The following is a 12746-nucleotide window of genomic DNA, read 5'->3' as shown; positions in this document are numbered from 1 at the left end:
GTTGAGAAATATATCCATCGTAATTTCATCTTGCTAAATTGAAAAACTCTAACGTAATATTTGTCAATGCAAAAAAGGCTCAAACCAGTAAGCCAGAGAGCGTTTTTTAATATGTGCTAATTTTAACCCGACCTAGGCCAAACTTACAATAGAACTACTAACAATTATTAAGCTGCAATATCTTGAAAGCGGGAAGATAGTGACTTGCGGATTGTGGCTATTTGCTCGACTAAGTTAACTTCGCTTAATGTTTGGAGTCGTCGCAACATTAGTTTAAAACTATGGTCTTCAAATAATTTTGGCACGACTTCCCCATTGCCAACAATCAAGTCATCGCTGGATGAGTCCACCCCAAAAAAAGGAATATCGCCTTGTTCCATGGCGTCTAATTCTGCCTTGAGAATCGGCCAACCCAAAGGTTTTCCGTCGCCGAGCACAAATGCCCGACTCAATAGCTCCAGGCTGATACTGCGATCGATCCCAGACCGTAGCAATGCTGGGCGATAAGAATTTTGGAGAATCAGCCCGTAAGTAGATGTAGAGCGAAAGACAAACCGAACTGTTTGGTGTGCTAGATCGTAGAGACAACTCTCTGGTGCGAGTAATTCGCGATCGTGTGCCATCAAAAAACGGTACATGCGTTCAAATCCGCTACAGACATCTTCTAAATAGTCAGCCGGAGAGATCGGCGTACCTTGGAGAGTGGGCGAATTTGCTTCGGAGAAAGCCAGCGTTTCGCGATCGAGATCCATCGCATTGGTATTGAGGTGTTTGACGATTAAAATAGATAACTCTTGCTGATGTACTCCACCGATACCACTATTATCGTATAGTTGTCGATCGGTTTTCTCGTGCCATTGAATATCGCTATTAGGCAACATATTCGTCCGCAAAACTGAGTCAGCCAGTGTATTTTGCTCTGGCGGTAAGGCTAATTTAACCCGGTGGTGTAGTAAAGCTTCTAAATCGATTAATACGGGATGTTCGCCATAGGCTACTAGATTTTGATGGTGACAATCTGTACCCTCCAATACATAAACCAGGCACGTTAACATGCCGATTCTTTGATAAAAGTGACTGGCATTTGCTGCGGTTTGACAATCGGTACAGGCGACATACTCTACCCACCCATACTGCTGACAGTTGAGGATGTTGAGGACTTTGAGCGGCAAGGGCGGTAGATGGGAATTGTGCCACTCTAATAAGCGGTAGAAAGCAACATCTAAATTGAGACTCTTGGGCTTATAAACCAGTTGCATTCCGGTCTCAAAAGTCAGAGAAATTACAAATCGACCGCGATGGTGGGAGTCTGACAACCCAGTCCCAAGATCGACAACTTGCCCTAACGATCGCTCTGCGGCAAATACTCGCTCGATCTGTGCTTTATCTCTAGCGAGTCTGTGGATAAACTCGGCATTCGCTTCTACCCAAAAATCGATCGCCTGGGCGATCGCGCGTCCTAAAACGCTATATTCTTGAAAAAAGGCTACTAACCCATCTGCAAATAGCTTGGCGATAAAGGCTTGGTACTTGTCTTGTCGATCGTGTCCGCGCAGCTTGATTAACATAAAATCTTGGAGCGGATTGCCTGAAGACCGAAATTTCGTAAATTCTTCTAGTAGCGTCCAAGTCGCAATCGAATTGAGACGGCGCAACAGACTACGGTCTAAATCCACGCGTGCGGACTCTGCGAGTAATTGCCAGTCTTCTGTACTGACTAAATCATTCAGCTTGAGATGGGCGACTCGCACGCAGGGCAGATAAAAATGCTCGAAGGCAATCGGGTCTGCGGGATCTAGGTAAGGCTGGGGCGCAAAAAGTTGGGCTGGCGTCGTCGTTGTGGCTATTTGCAGCACTCGATCGAGGGTCTGCGCCCAATCGGGTAGCGGTGCGTCGCAACGAGCGGCAGCTCCCAAGCAAGGGGCAATTGTGGGCAGATCCCAGCCAGCCCAAGCCAACCGCTGCTCGAATTTACTGCGATCCCCTTTCGCCACGGCTTGAGACCACGATGTTAGCCGCCGTGCGATCTGTTCTTCATCCGGTTGCGGCTGGGGCAACACCTGACAGTTGTCGAGACGTTCGGAGAGCGTAGCCGCATGACTGACAATTGAAGCGATGATATCGGGATTTTGTGACTGCATGTGACGATCGCTCCTAAATTTGATACAAAAGTCCGCCTCTAATTAAGCGACGAATTAAGACGATTTTGCCCTCATCGGTAAGATTATCGGGGAGATCGCCCACGCTAAAGCTAGAGTCGGCATCGGTAATAAACGTCAATGCTGCTTGGAGATGACTTTCGCCTTTAATGGTGTTGCCTGGAAACTGGATGCTGATAAACCGATCTTGGCGGACTAACCGACAAACCATCCCTTTTCGTTTAGCCACGATCGTCTCTAGAGTGACTTTATCTAAATTATCGACTTGACTTAAATGACCGTCAGGAACTGGTGTCATCTGACGAATGAAGTTTTCGAGCGTAATGTCGATGGCGGCGTCAAAGTTGGCCTCTTGACAGAACTTTTCGCTCAGTGACTGAAATTGCGCCTTCAGGTCGGCTCTAATTTCCGATCGCTGGAGATAGCCCAAGGGTAAGGCTTGGCGGAATTCGGCACGTTGACAGCTCACTTGAGTTAGTGCCTGAATTAACAGATCGAACCACTGAGTGGCATACAAACCGATAGTCAGATGTAGGGACGAAGCTGAGTCTGCGGTAGCCGCGTGATGAATGAAACCGCGCGGAATATATAACAAGTCCCCAGCTTTTAAATAAATGCTATGTAAAGGTTCGGCAAGTTTACCCTCAGGAATAATCGGTTGATCGCTGTGGAGCAACGGTACGGGTTGAGGAGCTTCGTGTACGAACCACTGCTTGGCACCTTCAATTTGGAGTACGAACACATCGTGGGTATCGTAGTGGGGCATTAAGCCCTTGGATTGTTTGGGTGAGGCGTAGCAGTTTGCGATGACGGTATGATTGAAAGCTAATTGCAGATTGCGACACAAAATGGTCAGCGGCAACCAGAGTTGATGTAGTCCGTTTACGACTAAAGTGTTGCCTTCATCGTAAAGTTTATACAATTGATTGAGATTGAGCTGTCCATCTTGCTTGATATATTTATCGGGAAAAACTTCTTGTTGGTTTTTAATAACTCTCAATTGGGGTGGTTTGGGAGTTGAGAAGAACAACACAGAATCCAAAGCCTGCTTAGAGAATAGTTCTTGATAATAAGTAGGATGTTCTCTAGCAATATGTAATGGCTTTTGCTCCCAGTAATCGGCAATAAAGGTATCTAAAGAAATTGGCGAAATTATTTTTTCAAAATCGAAATCTTCTACTAACATGGTTGAAACAACCTATTTATTGTTTGACTAGTTCGTTGGCATCGGTTTGCTGGTGACGCGCTTTTTGAGACTTGAGCAGAATATTACCAACGGCAATCATCGGATTGTCATCCTCATCGGCTGGCAATGATGCTTGGTGCGGATCTACTAATTGGGACAACTCTCGATCGAGATGTTTGCCAGCGATAAAAACTGAAGGAAATCTTAATTCCAAAGGATCTTTGGGTACAGAATTTTCAGCCGCAACAATGCCGTGACGAGCGACTGCATAAATTTTATGGAAGGTGCGATACTCACCACTACACACTAAATAGTCCCAATCGCGCTGTTTTTCCATTAAGGCATACAAACAAGATGCACTAATACTAGTAAAGAGATTAGCCAGCGGATTGCGTCCTTTAACGGCGGTAATATTGGGTTGAGAAAAGTCAATCGACCAGATTTGAGTGCGATCGGGAAAAATTACTTCTAATTGATAAATTACTTGCCAATGACGATGTTCTAGAAATACCGAATTTTGATAAGTGGTAATAAACTGCGGTAGTTCTACTTCTATTTGTCGCTCGATCTGCTCTGTCAGAAATGGCAGGGGATGATTTTCGACATTACTGTCGATTAAGGGTACGCCGATTTTGGTAGGTACAAAGTCCAAACACGCGCGATCGTCAACAATGGTTCTAGCAAACTTGCAGTTCTCGCGATCTAATTGCAGATCCTCGCGATCGATCGTCAGTGTATCGCCTGGATCGAAGGTTAATATATTAGCTGCAATTTCGGGAAATGCCAGCTTTAGATCGTGACAAAACCGCTCTCTGGTAGTGGGGAAAACTACTTGATTTTGCCAAGCAGATTCGTTGATATATTTAAACCCTTGCGCCCCTGGTACGACAGCTTTGGCTCCGACTAAGCCAATTAAATAGAATAAATAACTATACAGCGAAAAAGGGAAAGCAAAATTGTGATTGTATTGATATTTTCCTTCGAGGCTGATATGCCAAGGCGTTAATAATAGGTCGATTTGCGGATATTCGGCGCGAATCCGTTGAATTGTTTGGGGGGCAAATAAGGTATCTACTGCATTCCAAAACACCCCGCTCTCGTCAGCAAAAATCATCCCATACTCCGGTACGGGAATTTCCGATCGGGTGGGAATCATTTTAGTCGAGCCGACTTTAATTTTCTGAAAATCGCGGACGGGATAAATTCGCGAATAGCCGAGTTGGCGCAGACAATTTTCGATCGTGCGATCTTGGGGAATCAGCACATCAACTTTTTTGTTAGGTAGCGATGCTAATGTCGGCAGATCGAAATGATCGAGATGTTGATGCGAAATTACCAGAAAATCAAATTCTGGAATTTTTTCGGCAAATACTTCGCGTTGGGGACAAGTCGCGTTGAGACCATCACAAAAAGTATCGCCAAAGACCGGATCCATTAAGACCCGACAATCTTGAGTTTCTACAAACAAAGAAGCATGACCGATTAGTTGGATTTTCATCTCTGCGATCGTTTAGTTATAGCGATAAACAACTTTGCCAAATCGATCTTTGGCGTGATAGGTTCGATTGAAAAAGTCGAAGAGGCGATCGTCACTCCACACTGAGTCGATCGCGACCGGGAATTTACCCGTCACATAATCTTCAATCGCATTAGCTAAATCGGAAGTTTGACCGACACAATTACCAATGATTTGAATATTTTTGAGCATGACGATGGTCATGATGTCTTTGAGAGCCAATCCGCGATACTCGAATGCCGTGCCCAAAAATTGATGGTAGAGACCGCAAGTTACATAACGACCGCCATCGACTAAGGTTTGAATAGTTTTGCCAATATGGAGATCGAAGAATGGATCGATAATACAGTCAAAACCATCGATTTCGTGTTTGATGACACGGGCTATTTCTGGTGGAATTAATTTATCGGCGGTGAGATCGACTTCAATTACTTGCTTTACACCTAAATCGTAAAACTTCTGAGCGAATTCGATCGAAGTAGTGGTAACGTAAACATTGACGTTATGTTGCTTCAGAGCTGCGATCGCAAACAAAGAAGTATTCGATTTACCCGCAGTGACTAAAATATTATTACCTGGTTTAATATTTAGTTTGCGAATCATACTGTAAGTAGTCTGCGCGCCGATACTAAATACAGCAGCAATTTCATCGGGCATTTGCGGCGGTATTTTTAGTAACTTAACCGGGTGAAAAATTTGGTATTCTTTGGAAGCATGATTGGTCGGTACCCCAGGGGCTATTCCGGCTACCCCGGAATCTGGATACTGATTGTTACCAATGACGCGATCGCCAATATTTAAATCCGTAACTTCGGCACCCACAGCGACAACTTCGGCGACAAATTCCGAACCGATCGTATAATAGCGATCGGGCTGTAATTTGGCAGATGCTGTCAACATCAATCCTTTATCGCGATAGTTACAAGAAAAGGCGAGTTTTTTGACTAAGACTCGATCGCGATGCTCTAAAGATTGCGGATCGAAGTCCAGATCTGGTGTGGCTAGCAAACCAGCCACCAACGGGACTCCATCTAATTCGATCTTGGCAGTTGCGAGTGTTTTCACCAGCGGATCGAGATGGTCGCCACAAATAGCTAAACTTCTCATGCGTACACTCCCTGTAGATAATAAGGTAGGGCAAATTTAGCGATATATTCACAATGCTGGGTGCATTGGTAGCGGGGATGAATAGCTTGAAGATCGGACTGCTGCCAATCTAAATCGTATGCTGCCGGATTACAGTTTGCCGCTAGGGCTAGAGCGGCGACTGCCGTAGAGATCGTTCCATGGGTGTCGAGATACAGCGAAATGCTATGATATTCGCCCTCCACTTTTTTGATTTGTTGTTGTTGCCCGTCGCTGGCGACCTTGTGCGCGAACAACAATCCCAAGATATTTTTCATCGGGGTGTGGGCATCGAGGCGCAAGCTAGAGTAGAACGGCGTTGCGATGGGGAATTTGCCTTCAGTATCGATAAAATCTAACAACCGTAATTGCGCACTGCGGAGGGTGCGACCGTTACACCCCAATCGCGCCAGAGATAGAATCGCTAACGCCGTCGAAAAAGCCAAATCGTAAGTACCAAAAGAATAATCGGCATTCATGCTCGCGAGCATCTCGGTTAAAAGTTGCCCTCGCAAAGATGCCGCCGCCGGATCGGTGGCGATGGCTTGAGCCAGAGCATAATCGACTAAGTAAGGATTGGCAAAATACAAACCACTGCGTTGGGAAAAACCCGCCTCTAAATAGGCTAAACTCGTCGTCGTGGGCACTCCAGCTTGTTGTTGCAATCCTCTAACCAGACAGGTCGTCGCATAGTCGGTTTGACACCAGTGACGACAACTTTCGTCTAAGAGCATTTTGCCCGCTTCTTCGCGCTCCGACCAGAGTTGAGGATAGTAACCACCGCGTCCGTCAGCAAATATTTCTAACGCTTGGACTGCGGCTGGATCTGTAAAGCCTTGTAATACCAACGCCGAATCGGTAGCCGTAATCAAACGTCCTGTCTGAAACGCCCAGAGTCCGTCTTGACTGTTATCTGCCAAAAATTGACTCAAGTTTTGATGTGCGTCAGCGATATTATCTGCTGCGTCCTCCTCGGCAGTTGCTACATTCAACGCCTGAAGCACGAATCCTAGTGGGACTAAATTACCATAGCTAAAAGATGGTGCGGGTGCGGGTGGCTGACAAGTCATCGCCAAATTAGAGTCCTGACAAGCGGCGGTGGCAAGTTGAGCTACCGCTTGGTAAGCCCGATTTTTCGCAAATTTAATCCGCACTGCCGCAGCTTTGAGCAAACCTTCTTCTAACAGGGAGTCGATATTGCCATGTTGGAGAAAAAAGAGGTTGCAATGTCCAGTGCGACTGAAATGGGACAAAATGCCTGCATGGATGTGAACTGGTAGGCGATTGCGGAAGCGCGCGATGTAATAGTTGTCTTGAGTTTCGCCGCCTAGAAACTTCACGCCTACGGCTTGCAGCAACTCGTAATGCTTTTGAGTGGGTTCTCGATCGAAGATCGCTCGTGCGGCTCCATAGCCATCTGCATCGATTTTGACGTGGAGTAACACGGGGGCAAAGGGAGATTGTTCTCCCAATCCAAAACAGTGGGACTCATCGACATCAAACAAAGCCAGTTGCGCGCCAAAGCGATCTGCGAGCGAAGATTTAATCATTTTTGGCGACCAACCCTTCCCCGAATTAGGTTCGCTCAACCACTGCCGAGTTTGAGAAGCTAAAAATCTGCCGTGACTGGTCAAAATGGCATGAGAGTAGGGATCTAAGTCAATATCTTCAGGCAAATGATACATCCCTCTGACGATCGCATCGTCGGTTAATTGCCGCACCGCAGGCAGATCGAACAACACCATCCATTCTAAAAAATTCGGCAATCCGTGTAAAATTTCTGATACTAACATTGTTTTTAAGATATGTTTAAATTAAACCGAACTCGATTTTTTGCGCCACACCCAGCCGTTCATTGTAAAGCGACTATCGGCAAAAGCTTGAGAGGGGCAATTAATTTTTAAAACTTCGTGCATGTAAGCACTCGGAAAGAAGACAATACTGTTATTGCGCGGTTCGATCGTTTGGAACGAATCTGCATAATGAATTTGTGTATTGAGATTTGTTTCATAGATTCGTAATTCCCCATCGTTAAAAGCTTTTGGCTCTCGATAGAAGTAATAAACATAGGTAAGAATCCGATCGCTACTTTCGGTCGTGCCACTATCATTATGCACTCGGTAATAATCGCCATCGTTGTGAGCGGTAAGCTGTGTTTCTAAATGCGCGATCGGGAAATCCGGCAAGCCTAACTTAGAAAATATATCTGGTAAGATGGCGGCAATTTTTTGATTGAGTATTGTTTCAAACTCTGGAAATGACTCTAACACCAATGAGCGACGATGAATTGCTAATGCTGTATTGTCGATGCCGATTTCGCTAGGAATAAATTGTGCCTGTGAATCGCGGACAAATTTTAGCAAGCGATCGTGTACTTCTGGCTCGATAAAGTTATCGATTTGGACGCTAGCATTCGTAAATTTGCGCCAGCGATCGACAAATTCTGAAGTCATCAACCGATAGCCCATCGCCAGATAAGCCTTAGCCAATTGAGGTCGATCGTCTTGATAAACAATTTTAATATGATGTATTTTGCGGAAAAATACAGCTTCTGCATTATTTTCTAGCAATTGAGCCGATCTCGACAGATAACTCGGCCAATCTTTAGGTGCGGCACTTTCTCGCAAAAAACCAGGATAAGTTAACAAACCCGCTTGTTTTTGCGGCAGACATAAATTGTTAGTAACTAGATAATCCAGAAATATCTGCCATCGCGGTTCTAATTTAGGTTGCTTGCTAAAATAACATTCAAATCCAATTTTCGGTAAGATTCGATCGCTAATATCGATATCTAAGTCGATGCGTTCGACAAAACCCGCAAGTTCGCTTACAAATTCTTGCAAGATATCTAATGAACCAGGCCAACCAATTTGTTGCAAATATTCACCAATTTGTCCTGGATCAATGCCACGAATGCAAACTCTGACGGCATCTTTAATATTTCTCGCCAACATTAGCCCGATCTGAAACACATAAGCTTCGGGAGGCAAACAATCGAAACACTGAAACAGTTTGGCTTCTACTCGCTCTGGCAACCGATCGTTTAAGAGGAGTTTTAGAGCAGATTCGCTAACCCATCGATAAGCAGGCGTCGCTGGATTAGCATAGGGCGACGTCGCCGCATAAATCGGTTCGGAACCAAAAAAACAACTAGGAACTGGTAAATTCTGTTCGGTACCATCTAGATCGAATTCTAGCCAAACATTATGTATTTTCTGAGAAAGGATCGAAGTCTCATTCTGCCACTCTCGACCAAATTGAGTGACTTGCTGCCAGACCGGATCGGACAATAAAGCTGTGGGGAATTGAGTTTCATCTGCTAATATCTCCCGACCCGTCCCGGCTGTATCGTCCGCACAAATTAAGAAATCACTCTGCGCTGCGGCAATTCCCAACGGACACTCAAATCCAAAAAAAGAAGTAATTTTATTTGGCAAAAACTCAGCTACATTATTGATTTTATTCCAAGTTTCTTCCGAAATTAGCGATGGTGAGGTATACGATCGAACGAGTTTTATATAATCTGTTAAAAAAGAGTGGCTCATAGCTATTTCCTAATATTTCTTAGCCCCAGATTTAATTTCAAATTCGGGAATATTTTTGAGCCTATCTTCGCTAAGATTATATTGTTCGCAGATTAGGCTGATACGGCTCGACGAGCAATGGACGGGATTGACTGAATGTAATAACTGACCTAAAAAATAAACTAATTTATTGGTTTGCGGGACGATCGTCCCAATGAGACGCTGCTCTGTCTTGAGGATCAGTTCGCCACCGATCGTATCTTCAGGTACCTGCACGTACAGCACGCTGACGATTTTGGGGATCGTCAGTACCATGTCATAACTAGAGATGCTACAGTCCACATGGGGTTCGACGCCCATACCTTCGTCGAGCAGTAACGGGTTGAGATAGAAGGCATTACAAGCCGACTTGAGAGCTTTGTCTAGATAGGGTGCAAAGCCGGGAAAGTGTTCTTTAACACGATCGATTCCCGATCGAGTAAAAATCACCGAAAACCCCCGACTGCCCTGAAAATTGGTACTCAACTGACTGGCGGCTAAGTAAGGAGAGGTGGTAATCGTCTGGGCGAGGTGTTGTAATTCCGCAGCGGACAAACAATCAAAACGTTGGGCATAGCCACGCGGCTGCGGGATGTGACTGGGCGCGGTTAATAACCGATCGGCAGATTGAATATTCATGGCAGGTTCTGAGAACGTTTTAAGCAAATATTGGCTGACAGCTTGAGTCCTTGCTGTTACAAAAATAACCGTCGCCAATGTGCCAAGGGATAACCTCAGTCGCGCAGCCTAGCCGCTGGAGTTTGGCTTGGGTGGCTTGAATGAGTTGCTCGTCATAACTGGTATAACTGCCTAATGCCGCCCAACTGTGAGCGTAGGGCAAACAAGCTTTGGCTTTTACAACAGCACAAATTTCGGCTACACCCTGTGGCCCCAAGGTAGAAATATAGCCACCTTCTCGCTGATTAGTCACCGCAAATATTTGCGGATTGCTTAATAAATTGGCAACAATATCGATGCCCCAACTCGATAAATTAGTACCGATCGAGTTATAAGATAAGGGTTGAAAATTACTAATGACACTATCGACACTGCCAAATTTTTGGTTGACGTATTCGGCCACCTCGACCATGGAATACTGTGGTTCGTTACCAGCATCTATTAAAAACCAAGAGGTATAGTCTTCGGTCTTTAATAGATAAGTATTACCCCAGTTTCTCAATTCGGGATATTTAGGGCGATCGTATTCTGGAACTAACGGTTGTTCTCCGTAAAACGGTAACACATGAATATCGATGTCACCAACTCTAATCGGCTCTGCATACCAATCAACCGCAATCACATTCTCAAACCCCAAGCTTATCAAACGAGCGGCCATATCTTCGCAAGTCATCGTTCCTTGGGGCACTTTGGGCACGATGATGGGGATATCGGCAGGAAACATCATCAGCGTCGGATAATGCCAATGGTCGTAATGACTGTGGGAAATGACAATCGCATCGACCAAACCTTCAAGTTTGGCGCGAGTAATATCTGACGCGAGCGTGGGCAGCCCATAATTGGAGTGGAGATGAGGATCTACCAAAACTCCGGTAGTTTTGCTGCGATACAGTAACGATGCGTGCTGGAGCCGCACTACTCCCGGTACTGTGAGATCGCCGATGTGTTGGAGATCGTCAGGTTGCTCTCGCACGATCCGATATTTGAGCCATCGATCTAATAAATCGATCGTCCCATCGCTGACTTGCTGACAAATTTGCTGATACGACAAATTTGACTGCCCGCACAGATAAAACAGATGCTTGAGCTGGGGTAAAATTGATTCGTCTTGCAGTTTTTCAAAGCCTTTCTGACCTAAAAAACTAGGTATTTTCGCATTTTCAAAAAACAAGGCTGCCAGCGGATTTTCTGGAGGGATCAAAAATTGTTTTTTTAAAGAGAAGCTTTCCGATACTCGGCTTGGCTCGATCTCAAAAAAGAGATCGGCTATTTTTTTATGCTTATTTTTGGCGTGGAGGATCGCCTGTTCAAAATTGGTCGAACTACTTAAATAATTAAAAATTTCTTGAATAAAAGGCTGAATCGCCGAACACAGTCGATCGCTAGCATTGACTGTATATAGTTGGGCACCTGTCGCAAAAGCAATTTTATTATCCATCTAAACCTCTATTCTACATAGCTAGATATAGTCGCCTGCTAAATTTAGCAGGCGACTCGATCGGCTAATTGTCTTACCACTTAATTTTGGGATATATGGCTCTACCGATAGTTGCTGTCGAAGTAATGACAGTGGTAATCCAAATTTCACCGCCACCAGCCACTGCTTCTAATTCGTCATCGCTCAATTCGCCACTACCTTGACGCTGTTTGAATTGGTCTTGGCGATTTTTAATTTCTGCCCACAGTTCTTCGGAGGAAAAATCAAAGCCATATTTTTTCCCTAATTCCGTAGCACCTTGTCTGTCGGCACCATCGGTCGCGCTATTAGCGGTTGACTCAATAATTTGAGCTAGCTCTTCTTGCAATTGTTCGTCGGTTTCTACTCTTGCTAAAAACTGAGTAACGGATTGAGTACTCATTGGCAATCTCCATTAATATTAATACAACAAAATATTTCGATAAGAATTGCGATCGATTAAAAAGTTATTTCCGAAAATCTTGTTAAGGTAATTAAAAATTTCTTGCATCGATCGGCTGGGATCGCTAAAATTGATTACCCAGAACCAATCTCTGGTATCCCGAACGATGCGATCGTGCATTCAAAGCTCGATTCTACAATAGCTAAATATAGTCTCCTGCTGAATTTGGCAGGAGACACGAATAGCTAAACTAGACTAAATTGGCTTACCACTTAATTTTGGGAATTACAGCAGTAGCAATAGCTGTAGTAGCCGTAAATATGGTAGTGATCCAAATTTCACCGCCACCAGCTACTGCTTCTAACTCTTCATCGCTCAATTCGCCACTGCCTTGACGCTGTTTGAATTGGTCTTGGCGGTTTTTGATTTCTGCCCAAAGTTCTTCGGAGGAGAAATCAAAGCCATATTTTTTCCCTAATTCCGTAGCACCTTGTCGATCGGCACCATCGGTCGCGCTATTAGCGGCTGACTCAATAATTTGAGCTAGCTCTTCTTGCAACTGTTCGTCTGTTTCTACTCTTTCTAAAAACTGAGTAACGGATTGAGTACTCATTAGCAATCTCCCTTCAAAAGGTTATCAAAATGAACTGTCTCTACATT

General features: G+C 44.7%; 10 protein-coding genes. All 10 read right to left on the bottom strand.

The annotated features are described in order from the left end of the window. Positions 1 to 167: 167 nt before the first annotated feature. Positions 168 to 2141 carry a type 2 lanthipeptide synthetase LanM gene (lanM, locus tag C7B77_RS11855; protein WP_106304576.1) on the bottom strand — a complete coding sequence of 658 codons (1974 nt, stop codon included), beginning with the start codon at positions 2139 to 2141 and terminating at the stop codon, positions 168 to 170. 13 nt (positions 2142 to 2154) lie between these two features. Next, positions 2155 to 3345, bottom strand: coding sequence for a cupin domain-containing protein (locus C7B77_RS11850; RefSeq protein WP_106304573.1), 1191 nt, complete (start codon positions 3343 to 3345; stop codon positions 2155 to 2157). A 16-nt stretch (positions 3346 to 3361) separates the two neighbouring features. Continuing rightward, a complete protein-coding gene (locus tag C7B77_RS11845; protein ID WP_106304570.1) occupies positions 3362 to 4843 on the bottom strand; it encodes an MBL fold metallo-hydrolase in 1482 nt (493 codons plus the stop codon). A 12-nt stretch (positions 4844 to 4855) separates the two neighbouring features. Next, complete coding sequence (locus tag C7B77_RS11840; RefSeq protein WP_106304567.1) at positions 4856 to 5968, bottom strand: quinone oxidoreductase family protein; 1113 nt, start codon at positions 5966 to 5968, stop codon at positions 4856 to 4858. After that, complete coding sequence (locus C7B77_RS11835; RefSeq protein WP_106304564.1) at positions 5965 to 7779, bottom strand: hypothetical protein; 1815 nt, start codon at positions 7777 to 7779, stop codon at positions 5965 to 5967. The genes C7B77_RS11840 and C7B77_RS11835 overlap by 4 nt, the downstream gene beginning before the upstream one ends. A gap of 21 nt (positions 7780 to 7800) precedes the next feature. Further along, positions 7801 to 9531 carry a 2OG-Fe(II) oxygenase gene (locus C7B77_RS11830; protein WP_106304561.1) on the bottom strand — a complete coding sequence of 577 codons (1731 nt, stop codon included), beginning with the start codon at positions 9529 to 9531 and terminating at the stop codon, positions 7801 to 7803. Between the two features lie 9 nt (positions 9532 to 9540). After that, positions 9541 to 10188, bottom strand: a complete 648-nt coding sequence (locus tag C7B77_RS11825) for a 2OG-Fe(II) oxygenase (RefSeq protein ID WP_106304558.1) — start codon at positions 10186 to 10188, stop codon at positions 9541 to 9543. 19 nt (positions 10189 to 10207) lie between these two features. Next, positions 10208 to 11665 (bottom strand): MBL fold metallo-hydrolase, encoded by a 1458-nt coding sequence (locus C7B77_RS11820; RefSeq protein WP_106304555.1) that lies wholly within the window; start codon positions 11663 to 11665, stop codon positions 10208 to 10210. Positions 11666 to 11738: 73 nt separating this feature from the next. Then, on the bottom strand, positions 11739 to 12086 hold the full coding sequence (locus C7B77_RS11815) for a Nif11-like leader peptide family natural product precursor (protein WP_106304553.1): 348 nt from the start codon (positions 12084 to 12086) through the stop codon (positions 11739 to 11741). A 265-nt stretch (positions 12087 to 12351) separates the two neighbouring features. Next, positions 12352 to 12699 carry a Nif11-like leader peptide family natural product precursor gene (locus C7B77_RS11810; RefSeq protein WP_106304550.1) on the bottom strand — a complete coding sequence of 116 codons (348 nt, stop codon included), beginning with the start codon at positions 12697 to 12699 and terminating at the stop codon, positions 12352 to 12354. Positions 12700 to 12746 lie beyond the last annotated feature (47 nt).

This window comes from Chamaesiphon polymorphus CCALA 037 (assembly GCF_003003845.1).
In the GTDB taxonomy this organism is placed as follows: domain Bacteria; phylum Cyanobacteriota; class Cyanobacteriia; order Cyanobacteriales; family Chamaesiphonaceae; genus Chamaesiphon; species Chamaesiphon polymorphus.
This window is presented reverse-complemented; position numbering and strand designations above follow the sequence as displayed.

Bases quoted from the DNA above. Each gene is read 5' to 3' on its own strand.
- C7B77_RS11830 (WP_106304561.1), bottom strand. From the start codon at position 9,531: ATGAGCCACTCTTTTTTAACAGATTATATAAAACTCGTTCGATCGTAT.
- lanM (WP_106304576.1), bottom strand. From the start codon at position 2,141: ATGCAGTCACAAAATCCCGATATCATCGCTTCAATTGTCAGTCATGCG.
- C7B77_RS11820 (WP_106304555.1), bottom strand. From the start codon at position 11,665: ATGGATAATAAAATTGCTTTTGCGACAGGTGCCCAACTATATACAGTC.
- C7B77_RS11840 (WP_106304567.1), bottom strand. From the start codon at position 5,968: ATGAGAAGTTTAGCTATTTGTGGCGACCATCTCGATCCGCTGGTGAAA.
- C7B77_RS11825 (WP_106304558.1), bottom strand. From the start codon at position 10,188: ATGAATATTCAATCTGCCGATCGGTTATTAACCGCGCCCAGTCACATC.
- C7B77_RS11835 (WP_106304564.1), bottom strand. From the start codon at position 7,779: ATGTTAGTATCAGAAATTTTACACGGATTGCCGAATTTTTTAGAATGG.
- C7B77_RS11815 (WP_106304553.1), bottom strand. From the start codon at position 12,086: ATGAGTACTCAATCCGTTACTCAGTTTTTAGCAAGAGTAGAAACCGAC.
- C7B77_RS11810 (WP_106304550.1), bottom strand. From the start codon at position 12,699: ATGAGTACTCAATCCGTTACTCAGTTTTTAGAAAGAGTAGAAACAGAC.
- C7B77_RS11850 (WP_106304573.1), bottom strand. From the start codon at position 3,345: ATGTTAGTAGAAGATTTCGATTTTGAAAAAATAATTTCGCCAATTTCT.
- C7B77_RS11845 (WP_106304570.1), bottom strand. From the start codon at position 4,843: ATGAAAATCCAACTAATCGGTCATGCTTCTTTGTTTGTAGAAACTCAA.